We start from the raw sequence: 25,163 nt of genomic DNA, 5'->3' as shown, positions 1-25,163 counted from the left end.
TTGTTCTTCCCCGGCCCGGAAACCACGGTCTGGTTTTATCTGGTATGGCATGCCGGGTTTCCCGTATTCGCGTTGCTCTACGCCCTGTCCGATCCCGAGCAACGACGGTATAAATCCCGCCGTGCCTGCAACCGGGCCATTCTTTGGGCCGTTGTTGGCGTCTGTCTCGTGGCTGTCGTCCTGCTGCTTATCCTGACGGTCGGTCATCCAACCCTCCCGATCCTCATCATCGATGCGCGATTTTCATCGATCATGGTGACATTCATCGCCCTGATCTTCGTTGCATGTTTTCTGTCGATCGGCATTCTTTCGCGAAAAAAAACGCTGGCTGTTCTGGACGTCTGGATGATGGCGATCCTGTGCGCCTGGATGTTCGACATCTCGCTGTCGGCGGTGTTGAATTCCGCCCGGTTCGACTTCGGATATTACGCGGGGCGCCTTTACGGCCTGTTCGCAGCAGGCTCGATTCTCACCATATTGCTTACTGAAACGGCTACCATTCAACTTCGCCTGTCCAAGCTGATGCGCCAGCAAGCACGGGATTCCGAAAATGAACTACAGTTCTACGTTCAGCGAGCCCGGCTTTTCGGCGCCGCGGTAAAGTCATCGAACGACGCTATCATCACCAAATCATTGAATGGAACCATCACGGGCTGGAATCAGGCTGCCGAGCGTCTTTTCGGGTTTACCGAAATCGAAGCGATCGGGCAGAATATCAATATCATCGTTCCGCAGGATCGTCAGAGCGAAGTGCGCGATACCCTGCGAAGCATCAAAGAAGGCGTCGCTGTCGAGAACCATGAGACGGTCCGGCTGGCCAAGGATGGCCGCATCATTGATGTTTCGTTGAGCGTCTCTCCCGTTCTGTCGGCGACTGGCGACACAATCGGCGCCGCGAAGGTGGCTCGCGACATCACCGACCAGAAACTCAACGAGGAAAAATTCAAGCTTGCGCTTGATGCCAGTCCGAGCGGGTTTGTCATGATCGATGATACCGGTGGTATCGTCCTCGTCAATGCCGAGACGGAACGGCTGTTTGGCTACGCGCAGAGCGAAATTCTCGGACAATCCATTGAGATAATCGTTCCTATCGACCTGCGAGCCGGGCATCTCAGCTTGCGCGCGCCCTACGAAGAAAATCCTGCTGCGAGGCGCGCGGCGGCTGGAATTGAAGGGGTCGGCCAGAAAAAAATGGTGAAAAATTTCCGGTCGAAATAAGCCTTAATCCCATTTCAACGCACAAGGGGATACATATTCTCGCCGTTATTGTCGACATTTCGGAGCGCAAGAATGCCGAGAAAGCCCTGCGCGAGAGCGAGCGAATGGCGCAGGGAATTCTGGACACCGCCTTTAACGGGTTCCTGCAATTCGATACCAATCTTAAAGTGATTGACCTCAATAAGCACACGGAAAGTATCTTTGGATGGGATCGGGAAAATGCCATCGGTCAATCTATTCTGACGATATTTGCGAACGACCAGGCTGATGATCCGTCCTGGCTGGCGTTGTTCGACTACCTCGGGGGCGAAGAACGGGAGCCGTTGGGAATTCGATTCGAGATACCCGCGAGGACCAAGACGGGCGATGAGATTTCCGTCGAGCTCAGCCTGACGAAGTATCATCGAAATAACGAGGTGCGGTTCAATACCTTCATCCGCGATGTCACGGAACAGCGCGCCGCGGAAGCCCATTTTCGCCAGGCGAAGAAAATGGAAGCGATCGGACAGTTGACCGGCGGCGTCGCTCACGACTTTAACAACATCCTCACGGTCATTACCGGCACCATCGAGATTCTGGCCGAGGCAGTCGCCGACCGTCCGCGGTTGCTGAATATTACGAAATTGATCGATTCCGCGGCGACACGCGGCGCGGAGCTGACCAAGCATCTGCTCGCTTTCTCCCGCAAGCAACCGCTTCGCCCAAGGGATGTCGATATCAATGCCCTGACGACCGAGACAGCCAGACTGCTACGCCCAACGCTGGGCGAGCAGCTTCACGTCGCTCTCCACCTGTCCAATGATACGTGGCCGGCGCTGGTCGATCCCAGCCAGTTGACGACGGCGATCCTCAATCTCGCCTTGAATGCGCGTGACGCCTCTCCGATTGGCGCGACGCTGACCATCCGTACCGGTAATGCGTTTCTCGACGGGAGCAACATGCCGGCCGCGGCGGATATGTCCCCTGGTGACTACGTGCTGATCGAGGTCGCCGACACCGGCTCAGGCATGGATCGCGCAACGCTCAGCAAGGCATTCGAGCCGTTCTTTACAACCAAGGAGGTCGGCAAAGGGACCGGCCTTGGCCTCAGCATGGTCTACGGTTTCGTCAAGCAGTCGGAGGGGCATGTGCAAATCACCAGCGCTCCGGATGTCGGCACCTCGGTGACCATCTATTTGCCCCGTGCGGTTCGTGCCGAAACGATCGAGATCCCGGAATGCGACACCATCGATATTCCGCGTGGTACCGAAACTATCCTGATTGTGGAAGATGACGACCTTGTGAGGACATATGTCGTGGCTCAGATCGAGCGGCTTGGTTATCGCGCGCTCCCGGCTACCGACGCCGTCGAGGCTCGCGTCATCACAGAAAGTGACGTCCACATCGATCTGCTGTTCACCGATGTTGTGTTGCGAGGGCCCCGCAATGGACGTCAGATCGCCGATGAGGCCTTGAAACAGCGTCCAGGTCTGAAGGTTCTGTTCACTTCGGGCTATACGCAGGACGTCTTCAATGGCGGCGCGCTTGTTGACAGCGACGTGTTGTTGCTCGCCAAGCCGTATCGTCTCAGCGAACTTGCCAGGGCGATCCGACGTTCGCTGGAAACTTGATAGGAGTGCTCGATGGACAACGCGGTACTGACAGCGCTTTGACGGTCAAGCGGCTCTCGGAAGCGCTGCGAATTCACACAGTCCACGGTCGAATGCGATGCGCAGCTCGTCCACCAGCGCGCGATGTTCCCTCGCCTCCAGTCCCTCCGCGACACGCTCGAGCCGCTCGGCCAGGGCTGACATCCGATAGAAGCCGAACGTGGCGGCCGTCGATTTCAGGGAGTGCGCATCCACGCGAACAGTCTTGCTTCCTGCCGGTGCGACATTGGCGGTTAACGTCTCAAACCGCTGTCGCGCATCTTCGTCAAACACCTGAAACGCCTCCATGGCATCGTCCAGCCCGATTTCTTCAACCAGTTCATCGAACGGCTGGCGGCAGAAAAATACCATCTCCGTTGCCTCTACGGGGCCCTTCGGATCTGATCCGTATGCGGTGGACATCCGGGTGGAGCTTTCGCGCAGCTTCTGCATGTCCGCGCCCCATAACGCCCGCAAGGTCGCCTGCATCAGGAACTTTTTCCGAACCGGTTTGGCAACGAAATCGGTCATTCCGGCGCGCAGGCACGCCTCCTGATCATCGGCAAAGGCATTGGCTGTGAAGGCGATAATCGGCACCACGGCGAGCTTGCCGCCAGACGCCCTGATGATGCTTGTTGCCGTCAAGCCATCCATCTCTGGCATCCGCATATCCATCAGGACAATATCGAACTCGCTTCCGCTGACCGCGTCGATGGCCTCGACGCCGTCGCATGCTTCAACGATCGTGACGTCGAATTCCTGAAACATGCGGGCCGCGACGAGCCGGTTTGTACGATTGTCGTCGACAATCAGGATACGGAGCGGGTGTCCGGCTTCCGCGATGCGCAGACGGAGGAGCGCGGCGGAGGTGTCATCCTCGCTGGCCTGCGGGGCGGGCGGCTCGCATATCGGCAGAAACAGATCGAAATGAAAGGCCGATCCTTCGCCAAGCCTCGACTCCGCGCGAATTTCGCCGCCCATTTGTTCGATCAACCGCCGGCAAATGGACAGACCGAGTCCCGATCCGCCGAAGCGACGACTCACCGAGCTATCGGCCTGGACGTAATCGTTGAAAAGACTTCCCAGACGATCTTCGGCAATTCCCATTCCCGTATCCGTCACGGTCCAGCGCATTAGCGCATTCGTCTCCGACCGACTCAGGCACTCGAACTTGACAACGATCTCACCCTCGGCCGTGAACTTGATGGCGTTGGACGTCAAATTCAGCAGGATTTGGCGAATTCTACCGGGGGCGCCGAGCAGGCCGGCCGGCATCTCGGAAGCGCCCTCCAATCTCAGCTCAAGGCCCTTTGCCGCCGCGCTCGCACCGACAACGCTCACCATATTGTTGAGCACGGACATCGGCGCGAACTGGATTTTCTCGAGCGTCAGGGCGCCGCTCTCCAGTTTCGAGAAGTCCAGAATATCATTTAATAGCTCAAGCAGGCTATCGCCAGCGATGTGGATCGCCTCTACCGACTCGCGTTGATCGCTGGTCAAATCCGAATCCAGCAAGCTGCTGGCCATTCCTATGACCGCGTTCATCGGGGTTCGGATTTCATGGCTCATGACGGCCAGAAAATTGGATTTGGCGCGGTTGGAGGCCTCCGAGGCGCGCTCCTGCTGGCGAAGCAACTCGGTCTCGGCCGACGCCTTGGCGTTCTCTGCCTCCTGCTTCTCGACCTGGACGCGCCTCAAAACGTCCTGTTGCTGCCACTTCAGCGCGATCGCCGTGGCTGCCAGGATCAGCACCGCCACCATTCCGCCGGTGAATCCGACAAATAGCCTGACGGTCTTCCGCCAATTCGCAAGGGCGCTGTCCTGCGTCTGGGTGGTCAGAATGGACAGGTTCACCCCCGTCAACCGCTGGATGGCCTTGATGCGTTTGGATTGATCGATCGGGCTGGTTCCACGAAGCGTTCCGCCGCCATTCGCCAGGAGCTGCTTGACCTCGTCGCCGGCGAAGACTTTCCCGATCTCCTGCGTGGTGGGATAGCGCGCAAGTAACGTTCCATCGTCGCGCAGCAGCGCCTCGGTACTTCCCGCTCCGAGTGAAACCGACTCGTAAAATTCCTCGAAATATTTCAGCGATATCGCGGCGAGAATTAACCCAGCGAACTCGCCCGATGCACGTTGATCCGCCGGGCAATATAGATGTTCCAGGTTCCAGACCCGCGATTCTGCACGGGTTGACTGATAAAGGTCGATAGCGACGCGTCCTTGCTCAGCGCCTTGAAATAGTCCCTGTCCGAGACGTTCACGTCCGGGATCGGCCAGTATCTGGAGAAATTGATAAGTCTTCCGGTCGCGTCAATCATGGTGATGGCTTCGAGTTGCGGCAGACCGGCCAGCTTCTCCCGTAAAAACTCGAACGTGTTTCTTTCGCGCATGGCAGCAAGATAGCTGCTTGAGTCGAAGACGCCCTGGGTGGTGAGATGATCGCCTATGCTGGATAGTATCAGATAGATCGATTGGAAGGAGCGTTCGGCCTGGCCTGCGAGCGTCAGACTATGTCGCTTCAGCCCGATCTCAGCCGCGTTAAGCGCCTCGTCGCGAAGACTTGTCACGACCAGAAAGCTCATCGCGCTGATCGCGACACATACAAACAGCGTTGCCGCCGCGAGGATTCTTATCGGCAGATTTGGACCCAGCCGTGATTGAACACTTTTCAAAGGTGGCCCCTGCCGCTGGCGGCCTCCCTGAGTTCGACAAAGCGTCGACGCAGCTTGGCCAGATCCACTGGCTTGGGCACTGGTTCGCCCATGTTCAACCCGAGAGACAGCCCAAGTTGCTGCGCTTCGTCCGCGGTCTGCGGGTCAGAGCCGCTGATGATGATGATGGGCGAGCGGAATTCATAGCGTGCCAGTTCGGCGATGACTTCTGTGCCGGCGCGCTCGCCTAACGACAAATCAAGCGTGACGCCGCAATATGTCGCGACCGAGAGAACGTTGACCACGTCCGCGCAACTTTCCGCTTCAACCGGCTTCAAGCCCGCTTTTTCCGCGATTCGGCAGATGATCATGCGATGGACCTTGGTGTCGTCGATCACCAAAATGCGAGGCTCGCCATCGTCCGTCAGCTGACCAAAGCGCGGTGTCCTTAAATTCTGCTGGCCATCAGTTTCAAACATCACGATCTCAATTCTGCTTATCGACCAGTCCGGAAATAATAATACGGTTCTCCGGCGCTGGACGCTCGTTGACAATCCGCAATGGCTATCACAGTAAAAGACGCGATAACCCATCAGCCACAACGTTAATTGAATATACGTTAATCTTTGTATTACGATCATTGTTACCCAATTTCTCCATCGCCCGGCCGTAGAACTACTGGGGAAAAAGGACGACTTTCTCGGGTAGAATTTACTGTTTTATCTCACTCTTCTGCCATGATCGCGTCCGAATGGACCGCGGCCCTCAGATGATGCATTCCTCTCAGTCTTCATGTCGCCGTGCGTTGATCGTCGATGACGACAAGGCCCAGGGTCAGATTGTAGCTGCGATCGCTGCTAGAAATGGATACCGGGCCACCAGCGTACACTCGTTTGACGCGGCGGCGGCGGCTCTGGATGGCGAAATATTTCATTGCGTCACGATCGATCTGTCGCTTGGAGATCGCGACGGAATCGAAGTCCTGCGGCTGGTTGCCAAGCTGGAAAACGCGCCACAAATAATTTTTATCAGCGGATGCGACGATCGCATTCTCGACGCGGCCGTGCGTATGGCCGATGCTATTGGCATCAGCAACGCCTGTTCGTTGCGAAAGCCATTCCGACCAGCCGCCCTTCGCGAGCTGCTTGGCGGTTTGAACGAAAGGGCATTCTCTCTCGCGGGACCACCTTGCAGGGAGCCTGTGACCGGCTCCATGATTGAGCTTGGACTGCTCGGTTCGGAATTTTCTCCGTTATACCAGCCGAAAATTTCACTCGCCAGTGGACGACTTGTCGGATGCGAGGCTTTGGCCCGCTGGAATCATGCCGGTCGTGGATTGATATCGCCGGGCGAGTTCATTCCGGCCGCGGAAAGCTCAAGTCAGATCAGCCACATCACTCGATCCATATTGGAGCAGTCGATCGAGGCAGCCGCGCTGATGGTGAAATATGATTCAGATTTCAAAATGGCGGTGAATGTTTCGCCGGTCCTTCTATCGGATTTGTCGCTGCCCGAGGAGATCGAGGGGTTGCTCCGAAAACATGATTTGCCGACCGAGAACTTTATCGTTGAAGTGACCGAGGGCACGGCGATGGCCGACGTTGCCCGGGCTACCGAGATCCTGTTACGGCTGCGTATCAAGGGAATAGGCATTTCCATCGATGATTTCGGGACCGGGTATTCGTCATTGGCCTCACTGGCGCGAATGCCGTTCACCGAGTTGAAAATCGATCAATCCTTTGTATCGAATTGTCTCGGGGATGACAGCATGCGCAAGATTGTCACCGGCTCCGTGGAAATCGGACACCAGTTCAATATGACCGTGGTCGCGGAAGGGATCGAGACGCCGAATGTCGCGGAATTCTTGCGCGACGTCGGCTGTGACGTGGGGCAGGGCTATCTCTACTCGCCAGCGCTGGCATTGCCGGACCTGCTGTCCTGGAGCGAACGACGAACAACGCCGAGGGCTCCCCGCGCCGCTGTGTGACGCGTCAAAGCGTGACAGATTGTCGTCCGCGGACGTTGTCACGCTGGATGTAAGGCGGTTGGCAGCAGTCACGGGCAGGATCCACCGATGATGATCAGGCTTCGATCGCTTGCCTTTCTTTCCGCAGGATGCTGTCCGTCTCGTCAATCGTCTCGGTCAGGACATCCATGAGCTGGCTGACCGCCGTCAGCGAATCCGCTTCCAGTTCGATGAAACTCGCCAGCCTGGCCAGACGCTCGGCTCCAAAGCTGCTTGCGACGCCGTTCATCCCATGCGCGGCAGCGCGGGCCTGATCGATGTTGCTCCGGCGCAGCGCCATTTCGATGGACCCGGCGGCCTTCCGGGCGGCCCGCGGGAACTCCGCGTACATGGCGCGAAAGTCGTCGTCGCCGAGGGCCGCGCGGATCATCTCGATCTGCGGCTCGTCCAACAATGGGATGCGGGCCCAGCCTGTCAGCATCGTCGCCACGCCGACTCAGGCTGGAGTGGCGTGATGAAAGCGGGACTGCCGTCGAGCGTCGGGGCTTTCACGAAAAGGGAACCGGACCTCGACAATTCCCGGGAGCCGACCCGGCGGTCGATGCAAATGATCGTTGTATCGTCGGGAAGCGTCTGGCGGGCGGTGATTCCCGCGGCGTCGCAGAGCCTGTCGATCAGTTCATATGGCGCAAGCTCCGGATGGGACGCATTGATCGCTGTAACCAGACCGGCTTCGCCGATCCGGTGCCCGTCCTTATCGGCAAATTCGGATAGCCCGTCGCTATACAGAAGCAATAGTGAGCCAGGCGGGAACGGCAACCGATGGACGCCGTATCGCACGCCCTTTGCGATACCCAGCGGCAGCCCTGAGGTTTCCGCCAGGGTCGCCGCTCCCAGCAGCCCGATTTGGATGATCGCGGAAGGCGCACCGGCGGACGTAAGCCGTAGCTCCCCGGCGCCATGCGCGACCAAGACATAGATGAACGTTGCGAACTGGTCGGGCGGCAGCAACCGGGCGAGCCGTTCATTCAGCATCGTGACAAATTCCGCCGGGTCAGCGTGCAGTTCCTTGTACTCATGGATCAAGGCATGAAGCCGAAACGTATTCAAGGCCGCGGTGACGCCGTGCCCGGTGAAGTCCGCGAGAAACAACCCGAACGAGCCCTGATCAATCGGCAACAGTCCCCAGAGATCGCCACCGATCTCGGAGGATGGACGGTTATAGGAACCCACCCTCAGTCCGGCGCTCGCGGCGAGTTGCTCCTGGTGCACAGGCGACGGCAGAATTTCAAGCTGCATTCGTCTCGCGGCGTCGAGTTCCTGCGAAATCCTTTCCCGATATTCGCGCATCTCGCCCAATAGCAAACGGCGTTCCAGGTGAACGATGACACGTGAAACGAGTTCGGCTGGATTTATCGGCTTGGACAAAAAATCCGAGGCGCCAGCGGCGAAAAGGTCGCCCATCTCCTTGCGATTGACCGTGGCCGTCTGAATGAGAATCGGAACATCGACGAATTCCGGATTGGCACGTATCCGCGTGCATACCTCCAGACCCACGATGTCCGGCAATTGCATGTCGAGAAGCACGAGGTCGGGACGAAAACTGATCATGCTTTTCAGCGCGGCCTTGCCAGTTTCAACAATCTCAACATTCAAGAAATGCTGCTTCTCTAAAATACCAGCCAGTAAGCGGCACGACATTTTTTCATCGTCGACAATCAGAATCCGGGCCTGCCGAACGCTGTTGCCGGGCCGCATCTCCACGATGGTGCTACCCACAGGCGATGGGCTTGACCCCGTCACCGTGCAAAGCTCATCTTCGCGGTCCTGCCGCCCTCGATCAATGCGAAGCGATCACACATCGAGGCAAGAACCAGCAATCCCCGTCCGCTGGCCCGTTCTTCGCCGGTGTCTTGCTGCGCGGGTGGTGGATTGGCGGCCTGAATGCCCTCGCCTTCGTCGCGGATCAGAATGTGCAGCGACGTCGAGCTCCACAGCGCCTGGACGCGGATCATGCTGTGGGCGACGCGTTCCAACGCAAGTTGCGCCTCGATCTGCTCGTGAACAATCAAAAGGCTCTGGAAGTCGTTGCGTAGATGTGGCTCGATCTGCAGGCTGCCATGCAGAACGGCGTTCATCAGGGCTTCCTGCACAGCGGTTGAGACGCGCTCGCGCAGATCCGACGAGCAATGCATCCGATCCGCGATTGCATTGGTGAACACCCGGTTAATGGGCGTTTTGTAAGCCGATCTGGTCGTCACAGTGAGACTGAGACACTCCGGCGATTTTCGGACTGTCAGAAGCCGGACATTTCGAATGGCGAGATCCGCCTCGATGCATTGTACGGCCGGTGGCGCTAGCGCCTCCGACAGCGTGACCGCGGAGACGCCGTCCCAGCGGGTTACTCGCCGTCCGTCGTCGCCTGAAAGTCCAGCACGCCTGGTTGAAGTCCCCACGACCTAGCTCTCTTCTACGACGAACAGTGTTTCAAACTTAGTGACTCCAAACATTCGCTTGACCTGTCCGATTGGACCACGAAGCACGAGCTTGCGGGCGGCCTTGTTGGCTTCATCGCGAATGAGAAGCAGCATGCCGAGGCCCGCGGAATCGATGAAGTCCAGCTCCGACAGGTCGATCACGATTGGTGATCCCCGACCCTTCAACAGGCTGCCAATGAGTGCCTTGAACGACGCATGGTCGGCGAATGTCAAATCGCCGGTCATCAACGCCTGTGTCTTCTCGCTATTAATCTGAAATTGCATTCTCGACTCCCAGAAAAACTGCTATCGCCGCGCTTCGTAACGAAGCTGTATGGTGAAAAATTCCTGTTTCTTCGTGCGTTTTTCCAAACTTACAGGTTTTCGCGGCGAACCGAGGTGGCGGATATGGATGCGGTAAGGCTGGCGCTGCGCGAGACCAGTTCAGACATCAGGATCTCCAAACGGTCCATGGTGAGAACGCTGGGGGCCAGGTCGATGGCATTCGTCCGGGTCAGTCTGTTCTGGCCGCTGGCTATCCCATCGGTAACGACTTTCAACGCAACCTGCATAGCGGCTACCGATTGCTGTGTTGCCTCGGATAGTTTCCGAACCTGTCTCGCGACCGTGGGGAAGGCGGACAAAGCCGAGGCTGTCGGCTCAACGGCGGCCGGCGCGTTGATCGCCAATCTATTGGTCGTGCCGACAATCGCTTCGAGCTGCTCCATGCAACTCGCGACACGAATGACGTTGCCATTGAGTCCCTCCAACGCATAGATCAGGGATCTCGCATCTTCCGACAATAGCAGTACATTTTCGACGTCGTTCACCGAGAATTCCAGTGGCTTGGCGGTCGTTCGCTATAGACGGCACAGCCGTCAACTTCGATCTCGAACGCCGGTGGGGTGGGTTGATGCGCCCGTGCGATTGCGGATAGGCGCCGTACCCGGAGCTGAACGCCGACGGGAAGCATATTCCATCTGAGGTATTCTCATCTTGTTAAATTCGCGAGCCGTGTAAACACGGATAAGTCTTGCGCGCCGGTCACGACGGTACCGATGCCGGCCCTGCGTCGACGATCTCGTTACGTTTTTTTTTGCAAGAAACTTGCTGTCGTACCGCTGATTCTGTTCGTCGCCAGCTCGATCCGGCGAAGCGTGACTAGTGGTGCCTGTTCACTTCGTGGGTGACGTCCGCTGGCTCGCGTGAAATCGTAGTAATTTCCGTTGGCGCGGGGTTAGTCGCTGCGAGCGGCGGTGCGTGAATATCAAGCGGGCATGGCTACCGCTCGTCCCGGAGGCGCATCAAAAGAGAAGATCGAATGCTCAGGTGCTCGATCAACAATCACAGACGATGGCTTACGCTTTCCTTCAGGCGATCGGGTTAATCTCCGTCGAAGGAGAGTAACCCATGGTGAAAATCCGGTATTCTTACGGACTGCCTTCTAGGCCACTTGAAGCGTCGGGCGATCCGGTCGACGCTGATGCGCAGCCACGCGTCAAGATTCGCACGATTGTATTAGGGGGCTTCACGTTGATCGTTGTCATAGCCGCGTTCACCGGTTTTATGATCAACACGTTTCGTGAGCGCGCCTTGGACAGCGCGGAGCAGCATCTCGAAAATACGGTGAAGCTGCTTTCCCGCCATTTCGATCAGCTATTCGAGGACCTCGTCGAGGATCAGGCCCAAGTCGTCGAGCATCTTCGGATCGCCGATATGAAGTCCCCCGCCGAGTTTTCCGAGAGACTGGCCGGCCCCGATATTCAGTTACGGTTGCGGGAAGAGGTTCGCGACCCATTCGGTCTGACGGATATCTTCGTGTTCGACGCCACCGGCGAGATGATCAATACTTCGAGAGTAAGCGGCTCCAGCCAGCTCAATGTCAGCAAACGCGATTTCTTCAGGGCATTGCGGTTTAATGCAACGGCGGCAACGACCTTGGCGGTCCCGGTGCGGAGTTTCAGCGACGGTCCCTGGACCACCATCCTGGCAAGGCGACTGCTGAACTCCGACGGCGTGTTCCTCGGTGTCCTCACCAAACGGATCGATTCGTCCCAGTTTGAAAGATTCTTTGGTGCGATCGAACTCGGTCGCAACTCGACCGTATCGATGGTGCACCGCGGAGGCGAACTGATCGCTAGCTTTCCGCGCCTTGAGGTGATCGAGCCGGGTTTCGTAGGTCCACCGACACTGGCGCAGCAGGTATCTCAGCAGATCACGTCAGGGCAGGTGCTGGGCGGATCTCGGATGCCGGCGATGGCGGACGGCAACAGCAGGTTGATTAAGAGGCAGCAACTCGGCGCCTTTCCGATGCTCGTCACGGCGACCATCGAGACCTCGGTGGCGCTGCAGGAATGGCGCGCTCAGACCCGGCTGCTCATCATTGCCGCCGCCCTGTTCGTGTCGGTGATCGTCGCGGTATTTCTTCTGATCGGATCGCGGTTGTCGCAGGAAAGGAAATCGACGGAGCAGCGGCTCGCGCTAGGAAAACAGCGTATCGACACCGCCTTGACGAATATGTCGCAAGGTCTCTGCCTGTTCGATTCAAGCCAGAATCTGGTAATCTCCAATCCGCGCTTTAGCGAAATATATCGGCTCGACGATTGGCAGGTTGCGATCGGCATGCCGTTCGATCGGCTGCTTGAGCATATGTTTGCTGGCGGGGCGACGCTGGATCACGAATTTGACGTGAACGCCGACCCGCGCTCGGTCCGGCGCGACCATAGATGTCGCCTCAGAGACGGCCGCGTCATCTCCATTCAACGGATCAATACGCCGGATGGTGGCTGGGTCTCGACGCATGAGGATATCAGCGATCGCGAACGGGCGGCCTCACTGTTGGCCAAACAGCTCGCGGAAGTGGTGCAGACGCGCAACCGGCTTGAAAGCCAGCAGAGCGAGTTGATCGCCACGGCCGAGGCACTGAGCCTTGCCAGAGACGAAGCGGAAGCCGCAAGCCGCTCCAAATCGGACTTTCTGGCGATGATGAGTCACGAAATTCGAACGCCCATGGCCGGCATGATGGGAATGATCGAGTTGCTGTGCGACACGTCACTGGACGTTGAGCAGAAAAACTTGACCAGCGTGGCCCAGGAGGCCGCGCATAATCTGCTCACGGTGGTTAACAATATTCTCGACTTTTCCAAGCTCGAAGCCGGACAACTGACACCGGAGGTGATCGACTTCAATATCAAGAATTCGCTGAATTCGATCGTAATGTTGTTGGGTCCGAAGGCGCGTGACAAAGGTCTTTTGTTCGAGACGTCGATCTCGGATGATCTGCCGCCTTGGTTGCGGGGAGACCCCAGTCGCCTCGGCCAGATCCTGCTCAACCTGGTGGGTAACGCGATTAAATTCACGCAACTCGGATCAATTCACATTTCGGTGTCGCATATTCTGCGTGACCTTGACCGGATCGAATTGCGTGTCGCCGTCACCGATACCGGAAAGGGCATTCCAGACGATGTCCAGTCCACTCTGTTCAATCCTTTCACGCAGGCCGATACATCGGTATCGCGCAAATATGGGGGCACCGGCCTTGGCCTCGCCATCTGCAAGCAACTCTGCCGGTCAATGGGAGGCGAGATTGGTGTCGATAGTGAGGTTGGCCGCGGCAGCACTTTCTCGTTCACGCTGCTTTGTCAGATTGGTCTCGCTCCTGAACTGAACGCCGCTCCGTTGCAGCCAACGATCGACCCGGAGGCCGTGCAGCTTCGCATCCTGGTGGCGGAAGACAACGAGATGCTGCGCGGACTGATGTCAAAGTTGCTTGCTCGGCGGGGTTATAAAGCGGATCTGGTCTCCGACGGCAGCGAAGTGGTGGCCGCCGTTCAGAACCGTCATTATGATCTCATCCTGATGGATATGCAGATGCCGATTATGGACGGCATTTCCGCGACGGCTGCGGTCCGCCGGCTCGATCGGCCCGAGCGTGACGTCCCCATCATTGCTCTGACCGCGAACGCGTTGGTGGGACAGCGCGAAATATGCCTCGCCGCGGGTATGAACGGCTTCCTCACCAAGCCGATTCAGCCGGAGGCCTTGTATGCCGCGATCCTGCAGTGGGCAAGACGCCGGCGATGATCTGAACCAGCATGGATCAATTCAAGCGTTGGAGCGCAGCCGGCGGTGGCCGGTAAGCCGCCGGGAGACGTGATCGCGGGTTTGTCCTATCCGGCCTGAATCTTCACGATCAGCGCATCGACGGCAATGATGCGGTCGGCGTCACAGATCAACGGGTTGAAGTCGATCTCGGCGATGGCCGCGCGGTGATCGTCGGCAAGTTCCGAGACGCGCGCCACAATGCCGGCGAGGGCGTTGATATCGATGGCCGCGCGGCCACGGAAACCCGTCAGCAATGTCGCGCCCTTCAGGCCGAGTATCATGCGCCGTGCTTCGGCTGTCGAGACCGGGGCAATTGCGATCGCGACATCCTTCAAGAGCTCGACCAGAATGCCGCCCAGTCCCACCATCACCAGCGGGCCGAACAGCGGATCGTTGCGTACGCCCACCATCACTTCGACGCCCTTGGGGATCATTGGCTGCACCAGCAGGCCGTTGATTCTCGGTGCCGGAACGATGGCGTTGGCCAGCTCCAACAGCCGTATCGCGGCATCGCGAACACTCTGCGCATCCGGCAGGTTGAGGCAAACCACCCCGGCTTCCGTCTTGTGCAGGATGTCTGGACTCTCGATCTTGAGCACGACCGGGTATCCCAGCCGTCCGGCCGCCACCACGGCTTCATTTGCGCTGCCAACCACGGCCTCTGCCACGACCGGGATGCCATAGAGAGCCGCGACACGCTTGCTCTGGCTTTCCGTCAGTGCGGTGTCGGTGATGCCGCGCAAAATTTCCGTCACCTGCGCCGCGGCGTGCGCCGCGGTCAATCGCACCGGTGGCGCATCGGATGCGGTCTGGCGCAGGCGTTCGCGCCGCTGCCACGCCGCCAGCGTGGCAAAGCAGCGATCCATGCCGTTGAACAGGGCCAGGTGGCCGTCCTGCTGGGTTTCGATGGTGCCTGGCCCGCCCAGCCAGGCTGGCGCCCAGACATTGCACACGATCTTGCCATGGCTTGCGGCGGCACGGCTAAACACCGGGAGCCGGGAAGTCGCGGAATCATAGGCATAGGCGTGCGAGGTGACCATCGCGCCGAATTGGGCATCCGCCATCAGCGCGTCGACGCAACTCTCCAGCGCAACCATGTCATTCATCAACTGCGCGGTGACATCACACGGATTTCGCGGCGAGCCGAAATCGGGCACGTGTATCGCCAGCAGGTCGGCGGCCCTGGTACCGGGTTGCGGCAGCGGGATGCCGTGCCATTCGGCCTTGTCGGCTGCCATGATGGTGGCGCCTCCGGAGGTCGCGATCACCGCGACACCGTCCGTGGTCGGGCGCGGCGCCTTCGCAAAGAAGGTCGCGGTCTCGATCAAATCCTCGAAGCGGTCGACCTGAATGACGCCGGCCCGTGCGAACATCGCGGCGTAGGCTTCATTCGATCCGGCAAGCGATCCGGTATGCGACATCGCCGCGCGCGCGCCTTCGTTGCCGGTCGCCATCTTGTACATGATGACTGGCTTGTTGACCGACCATGCGAAACGTAGCGCGTGCCCCATCCGCTCCGGGTGCGCCATGCCTTCGAACACGCATATGATCGCTTTGCAGGCCGGCTCTTCCGCGAGATAAGCGACATAATCGGCCACATCGACATCGGCGGAGTTTCCCGCCGTCAGAACGTGGCTGATCGAAACACCAAGCTCCGCCGCCTGCGCCAGCGAGAAACCGAGCGATCCGGACTGGCTGATGATGCCGATGGCATGCGGGAGCAGCGCGCGACGCGCGGGCATCGCCGAGAAGGTCAGCGCGGCGCCGACCCCGTAATTGAGAAATCCGATCGTGTTGGGTCCGACCAGCCGCATATCGGCGCGACGTGCGATCTCCACGATGCGCTGTTGATCGGCGATGCGATCGGGCTTCGCGGTTTCGGCCAATCCCGATGCGACGATCACGGCGCCGCCGACGCCTGCGGCCGCGCATTCCCGGACCACGCTCTCGACCATCTCGCGCGGAACCGCAATGAATACGCAATCCGGCGCCTCGCCGATCGCGGCCACCGAGGCGAAGCATGGCCGTTCGGCGACGGAAGTTGCGCGCGCATTCACCAGATGAACGGGTCCATCGAAATCCTGCAGATTCTCCATCGCGCGATTGCCGAACGAGCCCTTGCGATCGGACGCGCCGATGATGGCGACGCTGCGCGGGGCAATCAACCGCCGCAGCTGATCGCGGCGATAGGGGATGACGCGTGCGGTGCTGGTAGCGAAATCGGCTATCGTCATGGGATCGGCCTTGTCCTTGCGGCTCTGTCGTTGGACTGGCGAGCCTTGATGGTCACCATCTCATAGCAGCGTCCGACGTCAAGCCGCCGTCGCCGCGCGGAGGATGTACTTGCATCGCATGCAGATGGATCGCGTCTTTGACGCCGGGAGGTTGTGTGCCACAATAGCTTCGTTGCCAATATCGACGCCGAATGGCGCGAATAGGTCAGGGAAGGAAGCACACATGCCTGCAAGCAGTTTCTATCGCGTCTTCGGTGGCGCGGCTTTGCTGCTGCTGGCCTTTACCGCTAGTCCGGTGCGGGCGCAGACCTATCCCGATCGCAACATCGCACTTATCGTTCCATTTCCGCCCGGCGGAACGACGGACATTGTTGCGCGCATTCTTGTCGAGCAACTGGGGGCGGATCTCGGCAAGCCAGTGCTGATCGAAAACCGTGGCGGCGCCAGCACCTCGCTCGGCGCCCAGATGGTGGCCGGCGCGGATAAGGATGGTTACACGCTGCTGTTTGCCAGCGCGACGACGTTCACGACCAATCCGCATTTGCTGGCCGGCATCAAATACAGACTCGAGGATTTCGCCCCGGTCGCGATGGTGGTCAAGGTGCCGTTCGCCTTCGTCGTCAAGAAGGATTTTCCCGCCACCGATATCGCTTCCTTTCGCGCCTACGCTTTGGCCCATCCCGGCAAGGTCAACAACGCCACCAACGGGCCGGGCAGCACGGTTCATCTGATGGGGGAGATCGTCGCGCGCGGGCTCGGCGTCAAATTCCAGCACGTGCATTATCGCGGTGCGGCACCGGCCATGAACGACATGCTCGCAGGTATCGTCGACAGCAATGTGGAGGCGCTGACCAACTCCGCGCCGAATCACAAGGCCGGCATGTATCGCGCATTGGCGGTGCTATCGGAGCAGCGCCTGCCACAGATGCCGGAGGTGCCAACGTTCAAGGAGCTGGGATATCCCGGTATCGTGGGGGAAACTTGGTTCGCCGTGTTCGCGCCGGCGGGGACGCCGCAGCCCGTGCTGGACAGGCTCAGCAGTTCGATCAACCGCATCGTCAAGACGCCCGACTTCGCCAGGCGCATGGAGGCCATTGGCAATCAGCCATGGGTAATGACGCCCACCGAACTCCGGATCCATGTGATCAGCGAACGCGAGCGTCTCGGCAAGCTCATTCGGGATGCCGGCATCACGGTGGAATGAACCGCCGAGAATTCATCGACCGTCTGCTGCGGACTGGGGGCTCCGGACCTGTAGCCAACAACAAAGGAGAATCCCATGAATGCAACTGTCAGTTCGCCGTCTGTACAAATCGTCCGATCGGTTCAGGAACAGGTCAGTGCCGCCGAATGGCAGTCGCGCGTCGATCTTGCCGCGTGTTATCGCCTGACCGCGATGTATGGCATGACCGAGATGATCGCCAATCACATCTCATGCCGCGTGCCCGGCACGGAGAACGAGTTCCTCATCAATCCGTACGGATTGCTCTATGAGGAGATCGACGCGTCGAGCCTGGTGAAGATCGATCTCGACGGCAATGTTCTGTTCAACGCATCCGACTACGGCGTGAATGCCGCCGGCTTCGTCATTCACAGCGCCATCCACATGGCGCGCCATGACATCGATTGCGTCGCGCATACCCATACGGTGGCAGGTATGGCAGTGTCGGCGATGCAATGCGGATTGCTGCCGGTCGCGCAGACCTGCATGCGTTTCCTTCATGTCGCCTATCATGATTTCGAGGGCATCGCGGACAATCCGGAGGAGCGCGAGCGGCTGGTCTCCCATCTCGGCGATCACGAAGCCATGGTGTTGCGCAATCACGGCCTGCTGGTGGTCGGCAAAACGATCGCGTCGGCCTTTAACGTTCTGTTCCGGATGGAGCGCGCCTGTGAAGTGCAGGTGGCCGCCTTGTCCTGCAATACGCCTCTGGTGACGCCTCCGCCGGAGGTGTTGCAGCAGACCTACGATCGCATGAAGCCGCGCGACAACGCTCCGGGCCTGAGCGGTGAACTGGCCTGGCCCGCATTGCTCCGCAAGCTCGATCGCGCCGATCCGTCATTTCGGCATTGAAGCAAGCGGAAGCCGGGTTCGCGATCGCCGATGTCGGCGCGGCGCGGACCTGGCTTGTGCTGCGCTCATCATCCCGACAACGATGGAAACAGCATGAAGCGACTATCCGGGCGCTGACCTCGACGCTTGTTGACCGGCCAGCGTCCGTGACGGTGACTTTCGATCGCAGAGCGGTAATCGTGGCTGCTGCGCAACTAGTGACAGGTAGTGATATCTGCGTTGACTTCGGGCCCGACGAATTTGTCGGCCGCGTAAACCCCAAAGATCGTTTGACGTTTTAGCCGCAGTTACATTCTATTTGGAAACGATAGGATCGGTTCAATAATCCGCCGCACGATCATAGCGCGAGCTTCTCTCAGGGTAGAAACCGTATCTCTCATGGGTGTATTCTATCGATCCTATCAGCAGTCAGGCATGCGCCACCTGTACACGGCGGGGCGCGCAAGATTTATCAAGACCGTTCATTGTCCAGCGGTCGCTAGCCGCCCTTGTTGCTGGCGAATCATGGAAGGACGAGGCTGATGCGTGCCTATGCCGCCCGTCGCCTGCTGGCGCTGATTCCGACGATCTTCTTTGCCAGTCTGATTGTTTTCATCACGCTTCGGATGGTGCCGGGCGACGTTATCGATCTGATGCTGGCGCAGAACGATATCGCCGCCGGCGCCAAGGATCGCGCGCAACTGGAGCAAGCGCTGGGCCTAGATCAGCCAATCTATATCCAGTATTTCCGTTGGGTCGGCGGTGTCCTGCACGGTGATCTCGGGCGATCGCTCTGGCAGAATACGCCGGTACTGGATCAAATTCTGAGTCGACTTCCGATTACTTTCGGTCTGGGCTTCCTGGCGATCCTGATCGGTCTGATCATTGCGATACCGATTGGCATCTATTCCGCGCTGAGGCAGGACACCATCGGCGACTACGTGATGCGCTCGATGTCGATCCTGATGCTTGCGGTCCCGGCGTTCTGGACGGGCACCATGGTCATGGTGTTTCCCGCCATCTGGTGGGGCTGGTCCCCGGAGATCGATTACATTCCCTTTTTGCAGGACCCGGTCGGCAATATTCGACATATGTTGCTGCCCAGCCTGATCCTCGGCATGTCGCTGTCGGCCATTACCATGCGGATGACGCGCACCATGATGCTTGAGGTGCTGCGCCAGGACTACATCCGGACCGGCTGGGCCAAGGGCCTCAGCGAATGGACGATCGTGACGCGTCATGCCTTGCGCAACGCGTTGATCCCGGTGGTAACGCTGGTCGGCATCCAGGCGCCGCTGGTGATCGGCGGCGCGGTGATCATCGAACAGATCTTCGTCATTCCCGGAATGGGGATGTTGCTGCTCGAAGCCGTCACCCAGCGTGACTATCCCATCGTCGCCGGCGTGTTTCTCGTCGTCGGCATCGCCGTCATGCTCATCAACCTTGTGGTCGATCTCAGCTATGGCATGCTCGACCCGAAAGTAAGGTTCAGCTGATGACGATTGTGACCCACGCCGTCATTCCCCCTGTGGTGCGCCGCCGTTCCCCTTCGTGGGTTTTCGTCGCGCGGCTGTTTCGTGAGAAGCCGCTCGGGGCGGCGGGTGCCGTGATCTTCGTGCTGTTCCTGCTGTGCGGCGTGTTCGCCGATTTCCTGGCGCCCTATGGCTACAATCACATTAATCCGATCAACCGTCTCAAGCCGCCGTCGTGGCAATTTCCATTCGGCACCGACAATCTCGGACGCGACGTGCTGTCGCGCTGCCTCTATGGCGCGCAATTATCCGTCATCATTGGATTTTGTGGAGCCGGGATCGCCACCGTCCTCTCTGTCGTCATTGGTATTCTCACCGGCTACCTTGGCGGCCGGTTCGACATGATCGTGCAGCGCCTGGTCGATGCCTGGATGAGCTTTCCGGATCTGATCGTGCTGATCGTGGTGGTTTCCGTTGTCGGCCCCGGACTCGTACCGATCATCGGTATCCTCGGCCTGTTGCTTGGCATCGGCGGTTCGCGGATCATTCGTGGTGCCACCATCTCCGTGCGCGAAAACATGTATGTGAACGCAGCCCAGTCGATGGGGGCGACGCTGCCACGCATCCTGTTGCGTCACATTCTTCCCAATGTCATGCCGCCGATCATCATCCTGTTCACCACGCGGGTCGGCTTCGTGATCCTGGCGGAATCAGGGCTGTCGTTTCTCGGCCTTGGCGTGCCGCCGCCCACGCCGACCTGGGGCGGTATGCTGTCGGGAGCGGGCCGGACCTTCATGCTGCAGGGACCGTGGCTCGCTCTTGCGCCTGGCCTTTGCCTCACCGTGGTCGTGTACGCCACCAACGTATTCGGCGACGCGCTGCGCGATCTGCTCGATCCCCGTATGCGCGGGTCGCGATAGGCGAGTTTTGCGTGCGTTACGTCGAAGGTCGAATGACCGCGGCGAACAACAAGGGAGACGACGATGTCTGCACGAAACCTCACAACACGGCTGGCGGTGACAGCGCTCGGACTATCGATTGCGCTCGGCGGATCGACGGCCTCGCGGGCCGACGAGAAGCCGCAATATGGCGGCACGCTCCAGGTCGCCACGATGAACCGGGCCTTGTCGGTGCTGTCCTGGGATCCTGCCGACTGGAACTGGAAGGTGAACCACGATACCGGCCAGTTCTACGAGCAGCTATTCTCCGGTGATTTGTCCAAGGCAAAGCGCAATGGCGGCAAGTATCCGTTTTATGCCGATGCGTGGCTGCCGAGCGACGCGGTGCGCGGCGAGCTGGCCGAGAGCTGGGAGATGAAGGAGAACCCGCTGCGCGTGGAGGTCAAACTGCGCAAGGGCGTGATGTTCCCGGCAAAGCCCGGTGTGATGGCGTCCCGCGAACTGGTCGCCGATGACGTGGTGTTCAGCTACAACCGTCTCGACAAAAGTCCGAAGAAAATTGCGACCTATTTCGACCATATCGAAAAGGTCGAGGCGACTGATCCCCATACGGTCGTCTTCACGCTAAAATACTATAATGCGGAATGGGACTATCGCTTCGGCTGGGGTTACTACTCCGCGATCTACCCGAAGGAGGTCGTCGACGCCGGTCCCAACGACTGGAAAAATCTGAACGGCACCGGCCCGTTCATGCTGACGGGCCACGTCCAGGGCAATTCCAACACCTATTCGAAGAACCCGATCTACTGGGACAAGGAAAAGATCGGCAATGAGGAGTTCAAGCTGCCGTTCATTGACCAGCTCGTCTATCGAAACATCAAGGATGAGGCGACCGTGACCACGGCGCTTCGCACCGGCAAGCTGGATATTGCCGAAGCGGTTCGTTGGACCGACATGGAACAGCTGAGCAAGAGCGTTCCGCAGCTGAAGTGGTCGAAATGGTTATCGATGAACGGTCAGTTCCTGTCGATGCGTGTCGACACCAAGCCGTTCGATGATATCCGCGTTCGCCGCGCGCTGAACCTCGCAGTCAACAAGCAGGAGATCGTCAAGGCCTATTACAACGGCCATGCCGAACTGTTCTCCTACCCGCAGCACCCGGATTACACCGGCTACTACCAGCCGCTGGCCGAGATGCCGGACTCGGTCAAGGAATTGTTCGTCTATAATCCGGACAAGGCGAAGAAACTTCTCGCCGAGGCCGGGCTACCCAAGGGCTTCACCTTCAAGGTGCAGGTCTGCTCGTGTCAGCCGGACCATCTGGATCTGCTGTCGCTGGTGGCGGCGTATTTGGAGCGGGTCAACGTCAAGCTCGATATCCAGCCGATGGAATATGGCGCATTCCTCTCGGCGATGACGTCGAAGACCCTGGCAGCCGGCTATCTCATGAACAATGGCCACACCAACCCGACTACGACCATCCGCAAGAGCTTTGTTTCCGGTCAGACCTGGAATCCATCGCAATGGGCCGATCCCGCCTTCGACAAGAAAATGGAAGTTGCGTACCAGGAGCGCGACGAGACCAAGCGCCAGGTCTTGCTGAAGGAGATGACGATCGAGATCCTCGACAAGGCGCCGTACATCTGGTTGCCGACGCCCTATGTCTATTCCGCCTGGTGGCCATGGGTGAAGAATTACGGGGGTGAGCTTCGCGCCGGGGCTGTGCGGCCAGCGCCGATCTATGCGCGCATCTGGCTGGATCAGGAGATGAAGAAGAAGATGGGCTTCTGAGCGCGTTGCCCTGCGCCCGCCGATCCCTGCGGTGCCGTTGATACGGCGGCATCGCAGGACACCGCAACGCCGATTGGATCGACTTTCAGGTTCCGTTCGCGAACAGGAGACAAAATGACTGAGCTTCTCCTCGATCCGGGCCATCAGACGGCCAGCAAAGCTACTTCCGCCGATGCGCCGCACGACCCCGGAGCAACGGCGGCGGCACAGCAGCCGTTGCTGGAGGTGCGAAATCTGGCCGTCGAGTTCGGGGTGGGGCGCGCAGCGCTGCGTGCGGTCGATGGCGTGTCGTTCAGCGTGTCGCGCGGCGAGACATTGGCGATCGTCGGTGAAAGCGGCTCGGGCAAGAGCGTGACGGCGTTGTCGTTGCTGCGGCTGATTCCGTCGCCGCCGAGCCGGGTCAAATCCGGCGAGATCCTGTTCGAAGGACGCGATCTTCTCGGCCTGTCCACGGAGGAAATCCGAGCGATCCGCGGCAACGAGATCGCGATGATCTTTCAGGAACCGATGTCGTCGCTCAATCCCTCTTTGACGGTGGGGCTGCAGGTGGCCGAGCCGCTGCAACTGCATCATGGCATGAGCTGGAGGAAGGCGCTCGACAAGGCGAAAGATCTGCTGTCGCGAGTACGGATTCCCAATGCCGAGAGCCGCGTCAACGCCTACCCGCACGAATTTTCCGGTGGCATGCGGCAGCGTGCGATGATCGCGATGGCGCTGGCGTGCAATCCAAAGCTGATCATTGCCGATGAGCCGACCACGGCGCTGGATGTCACGGTTCAGGCGCAGATCCTGTCGCTGCTGAAAGACCTGACCCGCGAAACCAACGCCGCGCTCATTCTCATCACGCATGATCTGGGCGTGGTGGCGCGTTATGCCGACAGGGTCTGCGTGATGTATGCGGGTCGTGTCGTCGAGAGTGGCACGGCGCATGAGATCTATGAGCGGCCGAGCCATCCTTACACGCTCGGGCTGATGGCCTCGATCCCGCGGCTCGACCAGGATGCGCAGCAGCGCCTGATTCCGATCGAAGGTCAGCCACCCGATTTGTCCGCGCTGCCGAAGGGCTGCGCGTTTCAGGCGCGCTGCCGATATGTCGGCAACAGGTGTCGGGAGCAGCGGCCGCCGCTCGAGCAGATCGATGGACGTCACTTCAAGGCGTGCTTTGCCGATGTCCCGCATGGAGTTGGTCCCGATGACAGCCGTATCTGACGCCGGCCAGGATGACATCCTGAAGGTAAGTGGTCTGAAGGTTCACTTTCCGCTGTTCAAGGGCGTACTGGTGCGCAGACAGGCTGGCAGCGTCCGTGCCGTCGACGGCGTATCCTTCACGGTGCGGCGGGGCGAGACGCTCGGTCTGGTCGGCGAGTCCGGCTGCGGCAAGTCGACGACAGGACTTGCCATATTGCGCATGACGCCGATCACCGAAGGCAAGGTCGAGTTCGACGGCAAGGATATCTCGTCCTACACCAATTCGATGATGCGGACGGTCCGGCGGCGCATCCAGATGGTCTACCAGGATCCTTACGGCTCGCTGAATCCTCGAATGAAAGTGGGCGACATCATTGGCGAGCCCTTGATTGTCCATGGCGTCGATACCGAGCGTGACGTCTATCGGGCGCGAATCCAGGAGTTGCTGCATCTCGTCGGCCTGCGTCCCGACATGGCGGAGCGCTATCCGCATGAGTTTTCCGGCGGACAGCGGCAGCGCATCTCGATTGCACGCGCGGTGTCGCTCAATCCGGCGCTGTTGATCTGCGACGAGCCGGTGTCCGCGCTCGACGTATCGATCCAGGCGCAGGTCGTGAACCTGTTTCAGGAATTGCAGGAACGGCTGGGCCTGTCCTATCTGTTTATCGCCCACGATCTCGCGGTGGTCCGGCATGTCAGTCATCGTATCGCGGTGATGTATCTCGGTCGCATCGTCGAAATCGCCCCGCGCAAGGATCTCTACCAGGCGCCGCTGCATCCCTATACGCAGGGTCTGCTGGCGGCGGTGCCGATACCGAGTCCGTCGGCCGAGGCGCTGCGACCGCAGCAGACGATCCTGGGGGAGCCGCCGAGCGTGGTGAACCCGCCGTCCGGTTGTCGCTTTCATCCGCGATGTCCAATGGCCATGAAAGTGTGCTCGGAGATCGATCCGGAGCTCCGCGAGATCGAAAGCGGCCGATCGACGGCCTGCCATTTGCACGATCCGGCCATCGTCGGCATGGATCGCGATCCGTTGTCGCCGCTGGGGCGGCCCAGTTCGGCTGCGACGTCATCGGCGCGACGAGGGCAGCCTGCCATCGCCTAGTCGCTTGCTCGAGCGGCATGCGATCGGCACATCAGAACTGCTGTTCCGGAGCGGACCGCGGACCCACGCTTGTTCCGGAAACGGTGTGTGCTTGTTTGCAGGTGGATCGAGCCTCCCATAAAATGGTCGATCACTGCGCCTAACCGGGATACCGGCTTCCTGGGCCTCGGTCAGCAGCCCCCCGCGCCATCCTGGGGCAGCATGCTGAATGCGGCGCAGAGATTACTGACCCCCGCAGCCGTTCATAGGCCTAGAGTCTGATGACCTAAAGATGAATCGGTGTCCCATCCCCCCGTCATTGCGAGGAGCGAAGCGACGCGGCAATCCAGAGCCACGAGCTCCGCAAGAACTGGATTGCTTCGTCGCAAGGGCTCCTC

At 59.4% G+C, this 25,163-nt stretch carries 20 protein-coding genes and 1 pseudogene; 12 read left to right on the top strand and 9 right to left on the bottom strand.

The features are described from left to right. Window positions 1-1,218, top strand: a 1,218-nt coding sequence (locus Q0S16_RS16320; protein ID WP_295850083.1) for a PAS domain S-box protein, incomplete at its 5' end; no start/stop codon positions are given. Beyond that, window positions 1,215-2,828 (top strand): ATP-binding protein, encoded by a 1,614-nt coding sequence (locus Q0S16_RS16315; RefSeq protein WP_366517834.1) that lies wholly within the window; start codon window positions 1,215-1,217, stop codon window positions 2,826-2,828. The genes Q0S16_RS16320 and Q0S16_RS16315, both read left to right, overlap by 4 nt. Before the next feature lie 45 nt (window positions 2,829-2,873). Here Q0S16_RS16315 and Q0S16_RS16310 read toward each other — a convergent pair whose 3' ends face one another. The 3 genes from Q0S16_RS16310 to Q0S16_RS16300 all read right to left on the bottom strand — a co-directional run bounded on the left by Q0S16_RS16310 (window position 2,874) and on the right by Q0S16_RS16300 (window position 5,976). After that, complete coding sequence (locus Q0S16_RS16310) at window positions 2,874-4,700, bottom strand: response regulator (protein WP_295850079.1); 1,827 nt, start codon at window positions 4,698-4,700, stop codon at window positions 2,874-2,876. 251 nt (window positions 4,701-4,951) lie between these two features. Continuing rightward, window positions 4,952-5,518 (bottom strand): hypothetical protein, encoded by a 567-nt coding sequence (locus Q0S16_RS16305; RefSeq protein ID WP_295850077.1) that lies wholly within the window; start codon window positions 5,516-5,518, stop codon window positions 4,952-4,954. Further along, window positions 5,515-5,976, bottom strand: coding sequence for a response regulator (locus Q0S16_RS16300; protein WP_295850075.1), 462 nt, complete (start codon window positions 5,974-5,976; stop codon window positions 5,515-5,517). The genes Q0S16_RS16305 and Q0S16_RS16300 overlap by 4 nt, the downstream gene beginning before the upstream one ends. Window positions 5,977-6,302: 326 nt before the next feature. On the opposite strand from Q0S16_RS16300, the gene Q0S16_RS16295 reads away from it, so the two are divergent. Then, window positions 6,303-7,484 (top strand): EAL domain-containing response regulator, encoded by a 1,182-nt coding sequence (locus Q0S16_RS16295; protein WP_295850073.1) that lies wholly within the window; start codon window positions 6,303-6,305, stop codon window positions 7,482-7,484. Between the two features lie 94 nt (window positions 7,485-7,578). On the opposite strand, the gene Q0S16_RS16290 is transcribed toward Q0S16_RS16295, so the two are convergent. The 5 genes from Q0S16_RS16290 to Q0S16_RS16270 all read right to left on the bottom strand — a co-directional run bounded on the left by Q0S16_RS16290 (window position 7,579) and on the right by Q0S16_RS16270 (window position 10,770). Beyond that, a complete protein-coding gene (locus tag Q0S16_RS16290; protein WP_295850084.1) occupies window positions 7,579-7,944 on the bottom strand; it encodes an Hpt domain-containing protein in 366 nt (121 codons plus the stop codon). Further along, complete coding sequence (locus Q0S16_RS16285; protein WP_295850070.1) at window positions 7,938-9,242, bottom strand: fused response regulator/phosphatase; 1,305 nt, start codon at window positions 9,240-9,242, stop codon at window positions 7,938-7,940. Before Q0S16_RS16285 ends, Q0S16_RS16290 begins: the two co-directional genes overlap by 7 nt. Before the next feature lie 20 nt (window positions 9,243-9,262). Continuing rightward, window positions 9,263-9,685, bottom strand: a complete 423-nt coding sequence (locus tag Q0S16_RS16280; protein ID WP_295850068.1) for an ATP-binding protein — start codon at window positions 9,683-9,685, stop codon at window positions 9,263-9,265. Between the two features lie 237 nt (window positions 9,686-9,922). Beyond that, window positions 9,923-10,225, bottom strand: a complete 303-nt coding sequence (locus Q0S16_RS16275; protein ID WP_295850065.1) for an STAS domain-containing protein — start codon at window positions 10,223-10,225, stop codon at window positions 9,923-9,925. An 89-nt stretch (window positions 10,226-10,314) separates the two neighbouring features. Further along, on the bottom strand, window positions 10,315-10,770 hold the full coding sequence (locus Q0S16_RS16270) for a hypothetical protein (RefSeq protein WP_295850063.1): 456 nt from the start codon (window positions 10,768-10,770) through the stop codon (window positions 10,315-10,317). 580 nt (window positions 10,771-11,350) lie between these two features. Here Q0S16_RS16270 and Q0S16_RS16265 point away from each other — a divergent pair. Then, window positions 11,351-14,023 carry an ATP-binding protein gene (locus Q0S16_RS16265; protein WP_295850062.1) on the top strand — a complete coding sequence of 891 codons (2,673 nt, stop codon included), beginning with the start codon at window positions 11,351-11,353 and terminating at the stop codon, window positions 14,021-14,023. 86 nt (window positions 14,024-14,109) lie between these two features. On the opposite strand, the gene Q0S16_RS16260 is transcribed toward Q0S16_RS16265, so the two are convergent. Next, a complete protein-coding gene (locus Q0S16_RS16260) occupies window positions 14,110-16,278 on the bottom strand; it encodes an acetate--CoA ligase family protein (protein WP_295850061.1) in 2,169 nt (722 codons plus the stop codon). Between the two features lie 118 nt (window positions 16,279-16,396). Here Q0S16_RS16260 and Q0S16_RS16255 point away from each other — a divergent pair, with 118 nt between their 5' ends. The 8 genes and pseudogenes from Q0S16_RS16255 to Q0S16_RS16220 form a co-directional block, all read left to right on the top strand. Then, entirely contained in the window at window positions 16,397-17,482 is a 1,086-nt protein-coding gene (locus Q0S16_RS16255) for a tripartite tricarboxylate transporter substrate binding protein (protein WP_295850059.1), read from the top strand. Between the two features lie 75 nt (window positions 17,483-17,557). Continuing rightward, a complete protein-coding gene (locus Q0S16_RS16250; protein WP_295850056.1) occupies window positions 17,558-18,352 on the top strand; it encodes a class II aldolase/adducin family protein in 795 nt (264 codons plus the stop codon). Between the two features lie 521 nt (window positions 18,353-18,873). After that, the gene (locus tag Q0S16_RS16245) at window positions 18,874-19,827 is read left to right on the top strand and encodes an ABC transporter permease (RefSeq protein WP_295850054.1); all 954 of its coding nucleotides are present in this window, start codon (window positions 18,874-18,876) and stop codon (window positions 19,825-19,827) included. Further along, window positions 19,827-20,723, top strand: coding sequence for an ABC transporter permease (locus Q0S16_RS16240; protein ID WP_295850053.1), 897 nt, complete (start codon window positions 19,827-19,829; stop codon window positions 20,721-20,723). Before Q0S16_RS16245 ends, Q0S16_RS16240 begins: the two co-directional genes overlap by 1 nt. Before the next feature lie 63 nt (window positions 20,724-20,786). Continuing rightward, window positions 20,787-22,493, top strand: a complete 1,707-nt coding sequence (locus tag Q0S16_RS16235) for an ABC transporter substrate-binding protein (RefSeq protein ID WP_295850051.1) — start codon at window positions 20,787-20,789, stop codon at window positions 22,491-22,493. 114 nt (window positions 22,494-22,607) lie between these two features. Then, window positions 22,608-23,702 (top strand): ABC transporter ATP-binding protein, encoded by a 1,095-nt coding sequence (locus Q0S16_RS16230; protein WP_295850048.1) that lies wholly within the window; start codon window positions 22,608-22,610, stop codon window positions 23,700-23,702. Beyond that, complete coding sequence (locus Q0S16_RS16225; protein ID WP_295850046.1) at window positions 23,686-24,786, top strand: ABC transporter ATP-binding protein; 1,101 nt, start codon at window positions 23,686-23,688, stop codon at window positions 24,784-24,786. The genes Q0S16_RS16230 and Q0S16_RS16225 overlap by 17 nt, the downstream gene beginning before the upstream one ends. Before the next feature lie 156 nt (window positions 24,787-24,942). After that, window positions 24,943-25,039, top strand: a pseudogene (locus Q0S16_RS16220) (ABC transporter permease); the annotation flags it as partial. Between the last annotated feature and the right edge of the window lie 124 nt (window positions 25,040-25,163).

This window comes from Tardiphaga sp. (genome assembly GCF_025356345.1).
Classification (GTDB): domain Bacteria; phylum Pseudomonadota; class Alphaproteobacteria; order Rhizobiales; family Xanthobacteraceae; genus Tardiphaga.
Note: the sequence above shows the minus strand (reverse complement) of the source record. Positions and strands in the feature narration are given on the sequence as shown.